Origin of the sequence: Streptomyces sp. SPB162 (genome assembly GCF_029504575.1) — a bacterium.
GTDB lineage: Bacteria > Actinomycetota > Actinomycetes > Streptomycetales > Streptomycetaceae > Actinacidiphila.
The window spans coordinates 5521097-5537450 of sequence record NZ_JAQFII010000001.1; the positions used below are offsets into that span (position 1 = coordinate 5521097).

General features: G+C 70.5%; 13 protein-coding genes, 1 pseudogene and 1 riboswitch. Of the genes and pseudogenes, 7 read left to right on the top strand and 7 right to left on the bottom strand.

Annotated features, from left to right (window positions below):
• Positions 1-220: 220 nt before the first annotated feature.
• From M2266_RS25080 to gcvT, 6 genes are all read right to left on the bottom strand, one after another.
• Entirely contained in the window at positions 221-958 is a 738-nt protein-coding gene (locus M2266_RS25080) for a GAF and ANTAR domain-containing protein (protein ID WP_277440222.1), read from the bottom strand.
• Positions 959-1495: 537 nt separating this feature from the next.
• Positions 1496-1933 (bottom strand): STAS domain-containing protein, encoded by a 438-nt coding sequence (locus M2266_RS25085; protein ID WP_277440223.1) that lies wholly within the window; start codon positions 1931-1933, stop codon positions 1496-1498.
• A 233-nt stretch (positions 1934-2166) separates the two neighbouring features.
• Complete coding sequence (locus M2266_RS25090; protein WP_277440224.1) at positions 2167-3534, bottom strand: L-serine ammonia-lyase; 1368 nt, start codon at positions 3532-3534, stop codon at positions 2167-2169.
• Positions 3535-3672: 138 nt separating this feature from the next.
• Positions 3673-4941: a serine hydroxymethyltransferase gene (glyA, locus tag M2266_RS25095; RefSeq protein ID WP_277440225.1), complete on the bottom strand. Its 1269-nt coding sequence runs from the start codon at positions 4939-4941 to the stop codon at positions 3673-3675.
• A 49-nt stretch (positions 4942-4990) separates the two neighbouring features.
• Positions 4991-5368, bottom strand: a complete 378-nt coding sequence (gcvH, locus tag M2266_RS25100) for a glycine cleavage system protein GcvH (protein ID WP_277440226.1) — start codon at positions 5366-5368, stop codon at positions 4991-4993.
• A 55-nt stretch (positions 5369-5423) separates the two neighbouring features.
• Positions 5424-6554, bottom strand: coding sequence for a glycine cleavage system aminomethyltransferase GcvT (gene gcvT / locus M2266_RS25105; protein WP_277440227.1), 1131 nt, complete (start codon positions 6552-6554; stop codon positions 5424-5426).
• 185 nt (positions 6555-6739) lie between these two features.
• Positions 6740-6835, bottom strand: a riboswitch (glycine riboswitch).
• 154 nt (positions 6836-6989) lie between these two features.
• Here gcvT and M2266_RS25110 point away from each other — a divergent pair.
• The 3 genes from M2266_RS25110 to M2266_RS25120 all read left to right on the top strand — a co-directional run bounded on the left by M2266_RS25110 (position 6990) and on the right by M2266_RS25120 (position 9396).
• Positions 6990-7652 carry an AAA family ATPase gene (locus M2266_RS25110; protein ID WP_277440228.1) on the top strand — a complete coding sequence of 221 codons (663 nt, stop codon included), beginning with the start codon at positions 6990-6992 and terminating at the stop codon, positions 7650-7652.
• 71 nt (positions 7653-7723) lie between these two features.
• On the top strand, positions 7724-8476 hold the full coding sequence (locus M2266_RS25115; protein ID WP_277440229.1) for an enhanced serine sensitivity protein SseB: 753 nt from the start codon (positions 7724-7726) through the stop codon (positions 8474-8476).
• Between the two features lie 158 nt (positions 8477-8634).
• Positions 8635-9396, top strand: a complete 762-nt coding sequence (locus M2266_RS25120) for an enhanced serine sensitivity protein SseB C-terminal domain-containing protein (protein ID WP_277441345.1) — start codon at positions 8635-8637, stop codon at positions 9394-9396.
• A 21-nt stretch (positions 9397-9417) separates the two neighbouring features.
• Here M2266_RS25120 and M2266_RS25125 read toward each other — a convergent pair whose 3' ends face one another.
• The gene (locus M2266_RS25125; RefSeq protein WP_277440230.1) at positions 9418-10947 is read right to left on the bottom strand and encodes a DUF885 family protein; all 1530 of its coding nucleotides are present in this window, start codon (positions 10945-10947) and stop codon (positions 9418-9420) included.
• A 305-nt stretch (positions 10948-11252) separates the two neighbouring features.
• Between M2266_RS25125 and M2266_RS25130 the strand changes: the two genes are divergently transcribed.
• From M2266_RS25130 to M2266_RS25145, 4 genes and pseudogenes are all read left to right on the top strand, one after another.
• Positions 11253-12245, top strand: coding sequence for an ABC transporter permease (locus M2266_RS25130; RefSeq protein WP_277440231.1), 993 nt, complete (start codon positions 11253-11255; stop codon positions 12243-12245).
• Positions 12246-12314: 69 nt separating this feature from the next.
• A complete protein-coding gene (locus M2266_RS25135; RefSeq protein ID WP_277440232.1) occupies positions 12315-14126 on the top strand; it encodes an ABC transporter substrate-binding protein in 1812 nt (603 codons plus the stop codon).
• 106 nt (positions 14127-14232) lie between these two features.
• Positions 14233-15231 carry an ABC transporter permease gene (locus M2266_RS25140; protein WP_277440233.1) on the top strand — a complete coding sequence of 333 codons (999 nt, stop codon included), beginning with the start codon at positions 14233-14235 and terminating at the stop codon, positions 15229-15231.
• A pseudogene (locus M2266_RS25145) lies at positions 15228-16338 on the top strand (ABC transporter ATP-binding protein). The gene M2266_RS25140 and the pseudogene M2266_RS25145 overlap by 4 nt, the downstream one beginning before the upstream one ends.
• The last annotated feature ends 16 nt before the right edge of the window (positions 16339-16354 follow it).

Below are 16354 nucleotides of genomic sequence, written 5' to 3' on the forward strand. Positions count from 1 at the left end.
GTCCGTGGGTCCGGGGCTGACGCCCATGAGCGGGGCCCGGCACCTGAGGTGCCGGGCCCCGCTCTTCGTCCCGGCCCGGCGTCGAGGGAGACCGAAGCGCCGGTGAGGTCCGGGAGGTCGACGCACGCCTGGCACAGCCCACATCATCCGCCATGGGTCCGTCCTGCGGACGGGCACGCTCACGACCGTGCGTGTGGCGGCCCCGGGGGAGCTCGCGGGGTCAGCTCCGGCCGTTGGGCAGGGACCCCGTCTCCACCACGAGCTGGGCGAGTTCGGAGAGCCGCTGATGGTGGCTGCGCGCGTGCGCGCGCAGCATGGTGAACGCCTCGTCGGGGCTGGTGCCGTGCTGGACGGCGAGGACCCCCTTCGCCTGCTCGATGATGGTACGGCTGACCAGGGCGGTGCGAAGGTGGACGGATTCGTCCGTGTGGCGGTGCAGCTGATGGCGGAAGTACAGGCCGGACGCGGCCGCGTCCGCGAGTGCCCGTCCGAGACGGATGTCCTCCGGGGCCATGGGCGGGGCGCTCGCCTGCAGGAACAGGACGCTGCCGAGGACGGTGGAGTGGTAGCGCAGGGGCGCGGTGGCCGCGGTGCGGAATCCGGCGGCGCGGGCCAGGCCGACGAAGGTGGGCCAGCGGGGTGTGGGGCCGACCAGCCGGGTGGGGCCGAGGGACTCGGCCGTGCGACAGGTGTCGAGGGCCGGCCCCTGAGTACACGCCGCGCGCAGCAGTTGCCGCGGGGCAGCGGACGGTGAGGACACGGCGGCCGGTGTGAGGAGCGGGCCGGCGGGCTGCGCGCGGAAGACTATGACGCAGTCCGCGTGGAGAAGCTGCTCGCAGCGGGTAGCCATGGCGTGCAGGTAGTCGGATTCATCCAGATCATGGCGGTTCACATCGGCCAGCTCGACGAAGGTCCGCGTCAGCAGCCGCTCGCGCTGTGATTGCTCCCGCTGTGTCATGTATCCCGCCATTCGAGGTCGCCGTCCAGAGTCGTCGCGCCGGAGCCCTGGTGGGGCGGGGGCGGCGAGGCGGATAGTCGCAGGGCGGGCTCCGACAGAAGTCCGGTCGTCCTCCGAGCCTCCGCGCGGCCCGCCGCCGCTTCCGACGGCGGGCCGCGACCGTCCGGAGGCCGGGCTCCCCTTCTGGAGCCCCCGAACGGGATGTCCCTCATCGGTGGTGTCCGCGGAGCCTGCGGGAGGTGGCTCGACACGGGGCCGACACGATGGGGACGTGCCGGATTCTCGCGCTCACCAACAGGCGGGAGGCACCGAACCCGGCAGTCACAGCGGAAGTGGATTCGACGATCCCTGGGGAGACGCCGTCCATCGAAACAACGCCTGCCGGGGTGTGGGGCGGGCCCGTCAACGGCAGCGTAGAACGCCTGGGCGCCGTCAGCAACCGGCGGTTGGCCCTCTGTAGCCACCGTCGAACCGGACGGGCGCGGCACCGCGCGGAGGGGCTCCGCGTGCGCGGCGGCGTGCTTGGGCCGCCTGGCGTCATGGCCCGTCACGGCCCCGGTCGCGGGAGGGGACGGTGGCGATGAGGGCCTGCTGGAGCGTGCCGACGGGAGCCAGGACCGTGGAGAGGTCCGCGGCCGACAGCAGGCGCAGGTGCGACGGGCGCACGCAGATCACGGCGAATCCGCCGCCGCGTTCGAGCGCCCGTCTGCGGGCCCTGAGCAGGACGGACAGGATGCTGCAGTCGAAGAACCGGGTGGACCGCAGATCGATCACGATGCGAGGGCTCCTGGCGGTGGTGGCGATGTCCAGGGTCTGACGGAGAGCGGGCGCGGCGAGAAGGTCGAACTCGCCGCGCAGCGTGATCAGGGTGGGTCCGCCGAGTCGGCGGACGTCGATGTCCGAGGCAGGCGCCTGCGGCCTGTCGGCGAGTCGGGCGGCGACGCATCTCAGGGAGATGTGGTCGAGCTCGTGCATGGCGGACCTCCGGGCGCAGCGGGCCCCGTATCCGAGTACGGGGCATCGCGATCTACACCGGGGTCTTGGGGTGATGTGGTTCAACTCTAAATACGGACAGGTGCGCAGAACCGTACCTGCAGCAGACGTATGACCCGTACGGATGAAGAAGGGTCAAACCGCTTGCATTGCGGCACGACTCACGGTGCTCGTCCCGTCGCTCCGTATCACCGCCGAGGCCGGCCGGCGGCCGGTCAGCACTCGATGACGTTGACCGCGAGGCCGCCGCGCGCCGTCTCCTTGTACTTGACCTTCATGTCGGCGCCGGTCTCCTTCATGGTCTTGATGACCTTGTCGAGGGAGACGTGGTGCCGGCCGTCGCCGCGCATCGCCATCCGGGCGGCCGTGATGGCCTTCACCGCTGCCATGCCGTTGCGCTCGATGCACGGGATCTGGACCAGGCCGCCGACCGGGTCGCAGGTCAGGCCCAGGTTGTGCTCCATGCCGATCTCGGCCGCGTTCTCGACCTGCTCGGGGGAGCCGCCCAGGACCTCGGCGAGGGCGCCGGCCGCCATCGAGCAGGCGGAACCGACCTCGCCCTGGCAGCCGACCTCGGCGCCGGAGATGGAGGCGTTCTCCTTGAAGAGCATGCCGATCGCGCCGGCGGCGAGCAGGAAGCGGACGACGCCCTCCTCGTCGGCGCCGGGCACGAAGTTCATGTAGTAGTGCAGGACGGCCGGGATGATGCCGGCCGCGCCGTTGGTGGGCGCGGTGACGACCCGCCCGCCCGCCGCGTTCTCCTCGTTGACGGCCATCGCGTAGAGGGTGACCCACTCCATCGCGAGCGCCTTCGGGTCGCCCTCCACCCGCAGCTGGCGGGCGGAGTTGGCAGCGCGGCGGCGGACCTTGAGGCCGCCGGGGAGTATGCCCTCGCGGGACATGCCGCGCGCGACGCACGCCTGCATGACGCCCCAGATCTCCAGCAGACCGGTACGGATCTCGGCCTCGCTGCGCCAGGCCTTCTCGTTCTCCAGCATCAGGGCGGCGATCGACAGGCCGGTGTCGCGGGAGAGCCGCAGCAGTTCGTCACCCGTGCGGAAGGGGTGGCGCAGCACGGTGTCGTCGAGCTTGATCCGGTCCTCGCCGACCGCGTCCTCGTCGACGACGAACCCGCCGCCGACCGAGTAGTACGTCTTCTCCAGGAGGGGCGCGCCGTCCGTGTCGTAGGCGAAGAGCGTCATGCCGTTGGCGTGGTACGGCAGGGAGCGGCGGCGGTGCAGGATCAGCTGGGACGAGGCGTCGAAGTCGATCTCGTGGGCACCGAGCAGGTTGAGCCGGCCGCTGGTGCGGATACGTTCCACCTCGTCGTCGACGCTCTCGACGTCGACCGTGCGCGGGGAGTGGCCCTCCAGGCCGAGCAGGACCGCCTTCGGGGTGCCGTGGCCGTGCCCGGTGGCGCCCAGCGAGCCGAAGAGCTCGGCGCGGACGCTCGCGGTGTGGGCGAGCAGGCCCTCGTTCTTGAGCCGGTGGGCGAAGATCCCGGCGGCCCGCATGGGGCCGACGGTGTGCGAGCTGGACGGGCCGATGCCGATCGAGAACAGGTCGAAGACCGAGATGGCCACGGGAAGACTCCTTGATTGCGCAGACGCCGTTGTCTGCCGGGTGGTGCGCGGGACAGGTGGTGCCGGGGGCATGGTGCGGGGCACCGGCTCACGTTCCAGTGTGCGCGGTGCCCCGACCTGACGCGTACGACGGACTGATTACAGTCCGGGGTACAGCGGGTGCTTCGCCGCCAGGGCGGAGACGCGGGCGGACAGGCTCTTGGCCAGGTCCTCGTCGAAGGCCGGCTTGAGGGCCTCGGCGATGATGTCGGCGACCTCGGTGAAGTCCTCGGTGCCGAAACCGCGGGTGGCCAGCGCCGGGGTGCCGATCCGCAGGCCCGAGGTGACCATCGGGGGACGCGGGTCGTTCGGGATGGCGTTGCGGTTGACCGTGATGCCGACCTGGTGGAGCCGGTCCTCGGCCTGCTGCCCGTCGAGCTCGCTGCTGCGCAGGTCGACCAGGACCAGGTGCACGTCGGTGCCGCCGGACAGCACGGAGACGCCGACCTCGGTCAGGTCCGGCCGGACCAGCCGCTCGGCGAGGATCTTGGCGCCTTCGAGGGTACGGACCTGGCGGTCCTTGAACTCGTCGGTGGCCGCGGCCTTGAAGGCCACCGCCTTGGCCGCGATCACGTGCTCCAGCGGGCCGCCCTGCTGGCCGGGGAAGACCGCGGAGTTGATCTTCTTGGCGTACTCGGCCTTGGAGAGGATCACGCCACCGCGCGGGCCGCCGAGGGTCTTGTGGGTCGTGGTGGTGACCACGTCCGCGTACGGCACGGGGGAGGGGTGCAGCCCGGCCGCGACCAGGCCCGCGAAGTGGGCCATGTCGACCATCAGGAGGGCGCCGACCTCGTCCGCGATCCGGCGGAACTCGGCGAAGTCGAGCTGGCGGGGGTAGGCCGACCAGCCCGCGATGATCAGCTGCGGACGGTGCTCCTTGGCGAGGCGCTCGACCTCCTCCATGTCGACGAGGCTGGTCTTCTCGTCGACGTGGTAGGCCGCGACCTTGTAGAGCTTGCCGGAGAAGTTGATCTTCATGCCGTGGGTGAGGTGCCCACCGTGCGCCAGGTCCAGGCCGAGGATGGTGTCGCCCGGCTTGATCAGGGCGAACATCGCGGCCGCGTTGGCCTGGGCGCCCGAGTGCGGCTGCACGTTCGCGGCCTCGGCGCCGAACAGCGCCTTGACCCGCTCGATGGCGAGCGTCTCGATGACGTCGACGTGCTCGCAGCCGCCGTAGTAGCGGCGGCCGGGGTACCCCTCGGCGTACTTGTTGGTGAGGACCGAGCCCTGGGCCTCCAGGACGGCGACCGGCGCGAAGTTCTCCGACGCGATCATCTCGAGGGTGGACTGCTGGCGGTGCAGCTCGGCGTCGACGGCGGCGGCGACGTCCGGGTCGAACTCATGAAGGGAGCTGTTCAGGAGCGACATGGGATCTTCCTGGTCGAGGTCGGGATCACGGAGCGGGGTCCGGGAGGGCTCAGCTGCCGGTGAAGGCGGAGTACTCCTCGGCGGAGAGCAGGTCCGAGGGCTCCTCCGCCGTCTTCACCTTGAACAGCCAGCCACCCTCGAAGGGGGCCGAATTGACGAGGGAGGGGTCGTCGACGACGTCCTGGTTGATCTCCGTGACCTCGCCCGTGACGGGGGAGTACAGGTCGCTGACCGACTTGGTCGACTCCAGCTCGCCGCAGGTCTCGCCGGCGGTGACGACGGCTCCGACCTCCGGGAGCTGGACGAAGACGACGTCGCCGAGCGCGTCGGCGGCGTGCGAGGTGATGCCCACGGCGGACACTCCGGCCTCAGAGGCGGAGAGCCACTCGTGCTCCTTGCTGTAGCGCAGCTGCTGGGGGTTGCTCATAACGGAATTCTCCCGGATGTGAAGGTGTGCTCGCGCAGGGGGTGGGCGGGGTCGGTCAGCGCTGACGCTTGTAGAAGGGCAGCGCAACCACCTTGTGCGGCTCTTGAGCGCCGCGGATGTCGACGGCCACGCCCTCCGTGCCGGGCGCGGCGTACTCCGCGTCGACGTAGGCGATGGCGATCGGCTGTCCGAGGGTCGGGGAGGGCGCGCCGGAGGTGACCTCGCCGATCACGGTGCCGTCTGCGGCGGTGACCGGGTACCCGGCGCGCGGTACCCGACGGCCCTCGGCGACCAGTCCGACCAGCTTGCGCGGCGGCTGCTCGGCCGCCCGCTCGGCGGCGGCGGTGAGCGCGGCGCGGCCGACGAAGTCGCCCGGCTTGTCGAACTTCACGACGCGGCCGAGGCCGGCGTCGAACGGCGTGGTGGCGGTGGTCAGCTCGTGCCCGTAGAGCGGCATGCCGGCCTCCAGGCGCAGCGTGTCGCGGCAGGACAGGCCGCACGGGATGAGGCCGACGCCGGCGCCCGCCGCGGTGATCGCCTTCCACAGCGACTCGGCGTGCTCGGGGGCCACGAAGAGCTCGAAGCCGTCCTCGCCGGTGTAGCCGGTACGGGCGATCAGCGCGGGGACGCCCGCGACCGTACCGGGCAGCCCGGCGTAGTACTTGAGCCCGTCCAGGTCGGCGTCGGTGAGGCCCTTCATGATGCCGGGCGACGCGGGGCCCTGGACGGCGATCAGCGCGTACGCGTCGCGGTCGTCGCGGACCGTGGCGTCGAACGCCGCGGCGCGCTCGGTGACGGCGTCCAGCACGACCTGGGCGTTGCCCGCGTTGGCGACGACCATGAACTCCTCGTCGCCCAGGCGGTAGACGATCAGGTCGTCGACGATCCCGCCGTCCGCGGCGCAGATCATCGTGTAGCGGGCCCGGCCGACGGCCAGTGCCGAGATGTGGCCGACGAGGGCGTGGTCCAGCGCCTCGCCCGCCTGCGGTCCTGTGACGGTGATCTCGCCCATGTGCGAGAGGTCGAACAGGCCGGCGCGGGTGCGGACGGCGGTGTGCTCGTCCCGCTCGCTGGCGTAGCGCAGCGGCATGTCCCAGCCGGCGAAGTCGGTCATCGTCGCGCCCAGCGCGCGATGCAGGGTGTCGAGCGCGGTACGGCGCGGGGCGTCGTGGGGCGGCTGGCTCATCAGGCGGGCTCCCGGTGCAGACGTGGCGAGACTCTCATGGCAAGGACAAAGGATGACGAAACCCCGAAGGAAGGGGCCTCCCCATCTGTCATCGGAACCTGAGAGGTTCACCGCGGCCCTGGGGCCCCGGCTTGCACCTTGGGTGGGACGGGTCGTGAACGGACCCGTCCGCTTTTCAGATGTGCCTCGCCCGCGCGGTGACTGTGCCTGAGAGATTCAAGGGAGGACTTGCTCCTTCGGCGCCCTGCTCATGATGGCAGGGACTCTCCCGCGCGGCCTCGAACGGCCAGTATGCAAGTTGTGGCGCTCATCATTGCACGCGGCGGAAGCGACCGGACCTCTGGGGATTCCCTTTACTTGCCATTACCCTCTCTTTACTGCCACTGGCCGGATTCCATGAGGCCGGGCGGGGTGGGACGGGGGGAGGCGGGGGCCGTGCAGGGGGACGAGTGGGCGGCCGGGACGACGCTGCGCTACCCGGCGGGGGACGTGCTGGTCGTGTCGGGGCTGCCGGGCAGCGGCAAGAGCACGCTCATGCGGCGCGCGGTCGACGAGCGGGACGGGTCCGGCCCCGCCCAGGACGGCGCGGTCCGCCGGATCGACTCGCAGGACGTACGGCTGCACTGGGAGGCACTGATGCCGGCCCTGCTCCCGTACGCGGCGTACCGCCCGCTGGTGCGGCTCGACCACTACGCGCGGTTGCGCCGGGCGCTGCGCACCGGCGCCAGCCTCGTCGTGCACGACTGCGGCTCGCTGGCCTGGGTGCGGCGCTGGCTGGCCCGCGACGCCCGACGCCGCGGGCGGGGGCTGCACCTGCTGGTGCTGGACGTCCCGGAGGACGCGGCCCGGGCCGGCCAGCTCGCGCGCGGCCGGATGGTGTCCGGGTACGCGATGGCCCGGCACCGCAGGGCCGCCCGGCGGCTGGTGGCGCTGGCCGGCCCCGGCGGACGGCCCGACGGCTGCGTCTCCGCGCTGCTCCTGGACCGGTCCGCGGCGGGCGCCGTGCGGCGGATAGTCTTCGGCGGCGTGGCGGTCCCCTGGGCCTCCCCGACGGCCGTCACCGCGGATCAGGGCGGCCGCCGACCCGGCAACCGCTAGGGTTCTGTCGTCGAAGTGGCGGCATCCGCACCGGCAGACCTTCCAGGCCCTACCCCGCGAGGCACAGCGCAGTGAACACGCAGCTTCCCCCGCAGCACTCGACCGGCACCTGGCCCGCCAACGAACTCGAAACCGTGCTCGAGGCGAGCGTCGGCGTCCCGGGCGCGAGCGCCCGGCTCCTCGAGGTGCTCGGCCGCTCCCCGCTGTGGGTGCCGCTGCCCAACGGCGGCGGTCCCGACAGCCGGGACCTGGACCTGCCGTCCTTCGAGATCGACGGCACCTTGTACATACCGGTCTTCAGTTCCGAGCAGCAGTTCCTGCGGGCCGCCCAAGGGATGGCCTGCACCGTCGCGCCGGCCCGGGAGTTCGCCCGGGGGCTGCCTCCGGAGGTCGGCATCGCCGTCAACCCCGGCGGGACGGCCGGGATCCCGCTGCCGCCGCCCGCCGTCCAGGACCTCTGCCGGTCCGACCGCGACCCGCGCATGCCGACCGGCGGCCGGGTCCGGCTGTGGGAGCCGGAGCCGGACGACGAGCCGGTGGACTTCCTCGCGGCGGCGGCGGGCGAGTTCGCGGTCACCCCGGTGGTGCTCTCCGCGCGGCGCGCCGTGGCCAGCGTGGAGGGCGCACCGCCGCAGCTTTTCATCGGCGTCGAACTCGACCGCTGGCAGGACCAGGACCGGGCCGCCGCCATGGACGCTCTCGGCCGCGCTCTCGGCGCCGTACCACTGCGGCTGCCGGTACAGCTGATTCTGCTGGACATCGCGCAGGACCCCGTCGGTGACTGGATGCTGGAGCGGGTCAGGCCCTTCTTCGGGCGGGACTGAGGACGTGCGCTGTCTGCGGGGGCGTACAACCTGGTTTGATGGCGGGCGGTGCACAGGTGTGCGCCGCACCCGGTGACACCGGAGGCGGAGAGAAGGGGCGGACCCACGTGATCGCGGGCGCGCAAGGCGGTGCGGCGGCAGCCGGCCACGTCGAGCAGATGCTTCGGCAGGTGGCGCCCGGACGATTCGACGCCTACGAGGACCTGCTGGTGTCGCTGGCCGGCGGCCAGGTCTGGATGCTGCTGTGGCACGGCTCACCCGGCTCGCCCGACGCCCAGTACGGGAACATGGAGATCGACGGCTACGGCTACGCGCCGGCCGTCACCTCCGCCCAGGAGCTCTCCGCCAGTGGCTGGAACCGGGCCCACGAGGTCGTGCAGGGCCGTGACATCGCCACCGCGCTCTTCCCCGAGCGCTGGGGACTGTGGCTGAATCCGCACGCCCCGGGCGGCGGCGTCGGCATCCCCTGGCTCGACCTGCGCCGGATCGCCACCGGCCTCGACCGGCTGCCCGCGGGGCCGCTGCAGATCGGCGAGCCCGCCCTGCAGATCCCGCAGTTCTACGCCCTGCTCTCGCAGCACGCCCACCGGACGCCGGCCGTACGGTCGCTGCGCCGCGCCTGGGTGCAGCCCGCACTGGGCGAGCCGTACCTCGCCATCGGCCTGGACATGTACGACTCCTCGGCCCAGGCGGTGGAATCGGTACGGCTGATGATGCAGCAGTCAATCAGCGGAGTGCCGGAGGGGCTGGCGGTCTCCACGGTCGCCATGGCGGACGAGTACGACCCCGTCGCCATGTGGATGCGGACGAACGGCCAGCCCTTCTTCGACCGCGAGGCGCACGGCGCCTCGGGCCCGGCCCCCGCGGCCGCCTGGGGCTGGCCGCAGCAGGGCTGGCCACAGGGCCAGGCGCCGCGCTGACGCCTCCGGCACCGGGCGGCGTTACGCGCCGGTCAGCGCCGCGCCGATGAGGCCGAGCGGCGGGCTGCCGAGGTCCAGCAGCGCGCCGTGGAAGCGTTCCAGCGAGAAGCCGGAGCCCCAGTCGCGGCGGGCCTTCTCGCGCAGCCGCATGATCTCCAGCTTGCCCCAGGTGTAGCGACCGTAAGCGGCGTCGAAGGTGCCGCGGCGGGCTTCGGAGGCGGCGCCGGCGCGCGCCAGGTGGGCGTCGCGCACGAACAGTTCGGTCGCCTCGTCGACCGTCAGCGCGCCGGTGTGCAGACCGATGGCGCAGGAAAGCCGGGTGACGCGCACCAGCGCCTCCAGGGCCACCCCGATGGCGAACCGCGGGTCGCGGGCCCGGAAGCCCTCCTCGAGGCAGACCTCCTCGACGTAGTGGGCCCAGCCCTCGCAGAAGGACAGCGAGTGCAGGACCCGCCGTACCGGCGTGGGCGCGCGGCGCAGCGAGCGGCCGTGCGCGAAGTGGCCGGGGGCGACCTCGTGCACGGTGATCGACGGAAGGCTGGTGCGGCTGAAGACGGTCAGCCACTCCTCGCGCTCGGTTTCCGGCCATTCGGGCTCCGGGGGAGTGACGTGGTACCAGGAGGCGGCGTCGGGTTCCCCGGGCGCCGCCCAGGACATCATCGCCATCGCCCAGCGGCGGGAGGCCGGTGCGGGACCGACCTGGCAGTCGCCGTCCAGGTGCGGCGCCAGCCGCTTGGCCCGGGTGAACTCGATGACCTCCTCGGTCAGCCGGGCGGCCTCCGGGATGACGCCGTCGGCCGCGGGGTGGTCGGCGAGGAGCTCCGCGATCAGCTCGTCGATGTCGCGGCGCGGATCGAGCGCGCGGCAGGACTCGGTCAGCAGTTCCGTCAGCCGGTCCCGTTCGCGGGCCGCCTCGTCCGCCAGCGCCGTCAGGTCCACGGGCAGGCCCTCCTGACTGCCCATCAGGGCCGCCAGCGCTTCCCCGCCGAGCCGCGGGTCCGGGTCGCCGGTCCTGGCCGCGCGGTCCACGTGCGCCACCAGCCGCTCGTGCGCGGGGAGCGCCGCGGCGGCCTCGGGGCCCTGGTCCGGGTGGAGTCCCGCGGCCAGCCCGCGCACGGCGCCGAGGAGCGCGGTCGCGACCGGCGCGCTCACGCGGTCGAGGGAGGTGACGGCGGCGTCCACCGCCTCCGGCCACTGCGCCAGATGCTTGAGCCGGGCGGCGGCCCGCTCCTCGCGCGGGGCGTACTCCCGGTCGTAGCAGGCCAGTTCGAGGTTGGACAGATGGAGGTACGGGTCGCGGCGGTGCAGCTCCAGCTCGCCGTACTGGACCCGCAGCGACTCCTCGAAGACGGACAGGTGCGCGTCGTCATGGTGCTCGCGCGCGCCGTCCGGCGCCGTGCGCCCGCGCCGGGCGTGCGCGAGGGCGGACAGTCCGCGCCGGACACCGGCCGGCGACAGATCCTGCACCCGCCCGTCGTACTCGTGCAGACCGGCCATTTCACGGACGGTCGGGATCATCAGGTCGCACACCGCATGCAGCCGATCATTCATGAGCCGACGTTACCTCCCGGCCCGACGTCCCATAACGGACGGTGATTCACCAGATCACAGTTGCGCATCCATTCGTTGTGAGGTCTGGCGGGTGATCGCGGACTGGATGAAGACTCTCGCCGCAAGGGCTCTCGGCCCCGGCGAAAGACCTGCTCCGCCTGCACCAACAGCACCGCCTGCACCGCCTGTTTTCCCTGCTCAAACGCAAGGCACAGCACAGCAGCACGACTGATGAGTGAAGAGCAAAGCCGCTACAGCGGCGGGCGCGCGCCGGTTATCCGCCGGCGAGAGGGGTCAGTTTCACCATGACCGCACCGATTCACGACACCGCCGAGACGTCTATCGCCGACGTCACCGCCGATGTTCCCGTGACGGCCATCGAAGGCCGGTCCCCGGGTCGCATCGCCTGGATTCGCTTCAAGCGCGACAAGGTCGCGCTGGCCGGCGGAATGATCGTCGTATTCCTGGTCCTGGTCGCGGTTTTCGCCCCGCTGATCGTGAATGCGCTGGGCCATCCCCCGAACGACTTCCACGAGGACAGGATCGACCCGCTCTTCGGCACGCCGACGGGTAAATGGGGCGGTATGAGCTCGGACTTCCTCCTCGGGGTCGAACCGGTCAACGGCCGGGACGTCTTCAGCCGGATCGTCTTCGGGGCCCGGGTCTCCCTGCTCGTCGCCTTCCTGTCCGCCATGGTCGCCGTGTTGCTCGGCTCGGTCTTCGGCGTCATCGCCGGCTACTTCGGCGGGTGGATCGACGCCTGCATCAGCCGGGTGATGGACCTCCTGCTGGCCTTTCCGCAGCTGCTCTTCATCATCGCGCTGACCCAGGTGGTGCCGAACGAGCTCTGGGGGTTCACCGGCTCGGGTGTGCGGATGGCCGTGCTGGTGGCGGTGATCGGCTTCTTCGGCTGGCCGTACATCGGACGCATCGTCAGGGGCCAGACGCTGTCCCTGCGCGAGCGCGAGTACGTCGAGGCGGCGCGCAGTCTGGGCGCCGGCCGGACCTACATCCTCTTCAAGGAACTGCTGCCCAACCTGGTGGCCCCGATCACCGTCTACACGACGCTGATGATCCCCACCAACATCCTGACCGAGGCCGCGCTGAGCTATCTGGGCGCGGGTGTGAAGCCTCCCACGCCGTCCTGGGGAGCCATGCTCTCGAAAGCCGTGACCACCTACCAGGACGACCCGGTGTTCATGCTGGCCCCCGGCCTGGCGATCTTCATCACCGTGCTGGCCTTCAACCTCTTCGGGGACGGCGTGCGTGACGCGCTGGACCCCAAGGGCAACCGCTAGCAGCCAACAGTCCCGAATCCGCCCCTGCCGTACGGGCGGAGCCACCTTTCCCCTGGCCCGTCGGCCGACATGGCGCGGACCGCGATTCACGGAGGTTGCAGAACAGTGACATCCCCACGTTCGTCGAGACGCAGGCTGGCCGCAGGAACGGTCCTCGTGGCCGCGACCCTGCTGGCCTCCGCGGCATGCAGCGGCAGCGACAAGAAGACCGACGGCGGTGACAACAAGGCCGCGGGCTTCAACGCCGCGACCACGGGGGTCGCCCACGCGTCGGACAAGGCCGGCGGCACGCTGAAGTTCATCGGAACGCAGGATGCCGACTCCTGGGACCCCCAGCGCGGTTACTACGGATTCATGTGGGACTTCGCCCGCTACTACACCCGCACGCTCGTGACGGCCGCGCCCAAGCAGGGCAGCGGCAGCACCGAGCTGGTGCCGGACCTGGCCACGGCCAAGGGCGAGGTCTCCGACGGCGGCAAGCAGTACAAGTACACGCTGAAGGACGGGATCACCTGGGAGGACGGGACCCCGATCACCTCCAAGGACATCAAGTACGGCATCGAGCGGATCTGGGCGCAGGACGTCATCTCCGGCGGCCCGATCTACATCCAGCAGGTGCTCGACCCGAACAAGGAGTACAAGGGTCCGTACAAGGACACCGACCCGGCGAAGCTCGGCCTGAAGGCCATCGAGACGCCGGACGACAAGACCATCGTCTTCAAACTGCCCAAACCGAACGGCGACTTCGAGCAGATGCTCGCCATTCCCTCGGGCGCGCCGGTGAAGGCGTCGCAGGACACGAAGGCCAAGTACGGCCTGAAGCCGTTCTCCTCGGGCCCGTACAAGTTCGAGTCGTACACCCCGAACAAGTCCCTGAACCTGGTCCGCAACGACAAGTGGAAGAAGGACTCGGACACGGTCCGGAAGGCGCTTCCGGACCGTATCGAGGTCACCTTGACCACGAACTCGGACGACATGGACAAGCGCCTGATCAAGGGCGACTACGACGTGGACATCAACGCGACCGGTGTCGGCCAGGCCTCGCTGAGCGACGCGCTGAAGAATCACAAGGACAATCTCGACAACGCCCAGACCGGCTTCATCCGGTACGCCGTGTTCCCGGAGAAGGTCGCCCCGGTGGACAACATCCACTGCCGCAAGGCGATCATCTACGCGGCGGACAAGAAGTCGCTGCAGACGGCGCGCGGCGGCCCGCAGGCCGGTGGCGACATCGCGCCGAACATGCTGCCGCTGGGCATCAAGGGCTCGGACGCGAAGTACGACCCGTACGGCGCGCTCCAGAACAACGGCGCACCCGACCTGGCGAAGGCCAGGGAGGAACTGAAGGCCTGCGGAAAGCCGGACGGGTTCTCGACCACCATCGCGGTCCGCAACAACAAGCCCAAGGAGATCGCCACCGCGGAGGCGCTCCAGGAGGCGCTGTCCAAGGTCGGCATCAAGACCCAACTGGACCAGTTCGACGGAGCGCAGACCTCCGGCATCATCGGCGCCCCGAAGATCGTGAAGGCCAAGAACTACGGCATCATCATCATGGGCTGGGGTGCTGACTTCCCGACCGGTCAGGGCTTCTCGCAGCCGCTGGTCGACGGCCGGTTCATCCTGCAGAGCGGCAACAACAACTTCTCCGAGATCAACGATCCGGCGATCAACACGCTGTTCGACAACGCCATCGCCGAGACGGACCCCGTCAAGGCCGGCGACATCTACAAGCAGATCAACGAGAAGGTCTCCGAGGCCGCCGTATACCTGCCCTTCGTGTACGACAAGACCGTCACCTGGCGCAGCACCCGGCTGACCAACGTCTACACGGCGGACGCCTACAACGGCCGCTACGACTACGCCTCGCTGGGCGTCCAGTAATCCCCGTCACGTACCGGTGCCACACCCGCTAGGCACGAAGGGCAGGTGATGGTCGCGTGTGGCGGCCCGGGGACGACCTCCCCGGGCCGCCGCCGGGCCGAGCGCAGTGCTTGCATATCTCATTCGGCGGCTGTTCGCCGTCATCCTCATGTTGCTGGTCATCGCCCTGGTGACCTTCGGGATCTTCTTCCTGATCCCCAAGCTGACCGGCAGCGACCCTGCCCTCTACTTCGTCGGCAAGCAGACGGACCCGGCCTCCATCGAGGGAATCCGCAAGAAGATGGGCCTGGACGACCCCGTCCTGGTGCAGTACGTCAAGTTCGTGTGGGGCCTGCTGGCGGGGCGTGACTACGCCAACGGCACCGACGTCACGCACTGCGCCGCGCCGTGCTTCGGCTACTCCTTCAAGACCGAGCAGGAGGTCTGGCCGCTGCTGATGGACTGGCTACCGGTCACCCTCTCCCTGGCGGCCGGCGCGGTGGTCCTCTGGGTCATCGGCGGCGTCGCCACCGGCGTGCTGTCCGCCCTCAAGCGCGGTTCCGTCTGGGACCGTTCGGCGATGAGTGTGGCGCTGGCCGGAGTCTCGCTGCCGGTCTACTTCACCGGCCTGCTCTCGCTCGCGATCTTCGTCTACGGACTGGACTGGCTCAACGGCGAGTACGTCGACTTCGGTACGGACCCCAGCGCCTGGTTCGGCGGCATGATCCTGCCCTGGATCACCCTCGCCTTCCTCTTCGCCGCGATGTACGCGCGGCTGACGCGCGCCACGATGCTGGAGGTGCTGGGCGAGGACTACATCCGCACGGCCCGTGCCAAGGGCCTGCGCGAACCCGTGGTCATCGGCAAGCACGCCATGCGGTCGACGATGACGCCGATCCTGACCATCCTGGGCATGGACCTCGGCGCGCTGGTCGGCGGAGCGGTGCTCACCGAGTCCACGTTCAACCTGCACGGACTCGGCTACAACGCGGTGAAGGCCATCAGCGACCGCGACCTGCCGGTGATCCTCGGCGTCACGCTCCTGGCCGCCTTCTTCGTGGTCCTCGCCAACCTCATCGTGGATGTGCTCTACGCCGTGATCGACCCCCGGGTGAGGCTCTCATGACGGACATCCCCCTCCAGAAGGGCGACTCGACCGGGGAGGCCGGACCGCATGTGCCGGTCCTGTCCCGTCCGTCGACGGCGTTCCTGGACGTACGCGACCTGAAAGTGCACTTCCCGACCGACGACGGGCTGGTGAGGTCCGTCGACGGGCTCTCCTTCCAGTTGGAGAAGGGCAAGACCCTCGGCATCGTGGGCGAGTCCGGCTCCGGGAAGTCCGTCACCTCGTTGGCCGTTCTGGGCCTGCACCGCGTCGGCCAGTACGGTCGCAACAAGGCCCGGGTCTCGGGGGAGATCTGGCTGAACGGCAAGGAGCTGATCTCCGCGGCCCCGGACGAGGTGCGGCGGTTGCGCGGCCGCGACATGTCGATGATCTTCCAGGACCCGCTCTCCGCGCTGCACCCGTACTTCAGCATCGGGGCGCAGCTCTCCGAGGCGTACCGGATCCACCACGACGTGTCGAAGCAGGCCGCCAAGGCGCGGGCGGTGGAGATGCTGGACCGAGTGGGCATCCCGCAGCCGGACAAGCGGATCTCCGACCATCCGCACCAGTTCTCCGGTGGTATGCGGCAGCGCGTCATGATCGCGATGTCGCTGATCAACAACCCTGAACTGCTGATCGCGGACGAGCCGACCACCGCCCTGGACGTGACCGTGCAGGCGCAGATCCTCGACCTGATCCGCGACCTGCAGAAGGAGTTCGGCTCCGCGGTGGTCATCATCACGCACGACCTGGGCGTGGTCGCCGAACTGGCCGACGACATCCTGGTGATGTACGGCGGCCGGTGCGTCGAGCGGGGCACGGCGGAGAAGATCTTCAGCGCGTCCCAGCACCCGTACACCTGGGGCCTGCTGGGTTCGATGCCGCGCATGGACCGGGAGCGCACCGAGCGGCTCAACCCGATCAAGGGCTCACCCCCCAGCCTGATCAACCTCCCCTCGGGCTGCGCCTTCCACCCGCGCTGCCCGTAGCGCGGGGCTGACCGGCGGCTCCAGCGAAGCGCTCGTGCCTGAGCTGCGGGAGACGGTGCCCGGACACTTCGCCGCGTGCCATCTCGGCGGCCAGGAGCGCGACCGTATCTGGACCGAAGAGATTGCGCCGAAGCTGTGAAGGGCGAGGTTGTGCC

Coding starts and splice junctions, on each gene's coding strand:
- M2266_RS25080 (WP_277440222.1), bottom strand. CDS start 958: ATGACACAGCGGGAGCAATCACAGCGCGAGCGGCTGCTGACGCGGACC.
- M2266_RS25085 (WP_277440223.1), bottom strand. CDS start 1,933: ATGCACGAGCTCGACCACATCTCCCTGAGATGCGTCGCCGCCCGACTC.
- glyA (WP_277440225.1), bottom strand. CDS start 4,941: ATGTCGCTCCTGAACAGCTCCCTTCATGAGTTCGACCCGGACGTCGCC.
- gcvH (WP_277440226.1), bottom strand. CDS start 5,368: ATGAGCAACCCCCAGCAGCTGCGCTACAGCAAGGAGCACGAGTGGCTC.
- gcvT (WP_277440227.1), bottom strand. CDS start 6,554: ATGAGCCAGCCGCCCCACGACGCCCCGCGCCGTACCGCGCTCGACACC.
- M2266_RS25120 (WP_277441345.1), top strand. CDS start 8,635: ATGCTTCGGCAGGTGGCGCCCGGACGATTCGACGCCTACGAGGACCTG.
- M2266_RS25125 (WP_277440230.1), bottom strand. CDS start 10,947: ATGAATGATCGGCTGCATGCGGTGTGCGACCTGATGATCCCGACCGTC.
- M2266_RS25130 (WP_277440231.1), top strand. CDS start 11,253: ATGACCGCACCGATTCACGACACCGCCGAGACGTCTATCGCCGACGTC.
- M2266_RS25135 (WP_277440232.1), top strand. CDS start 12,315: ATGGCGCGGACCGCGATTCACGGAGGTTGCAGAACAGTGACATCCCCA.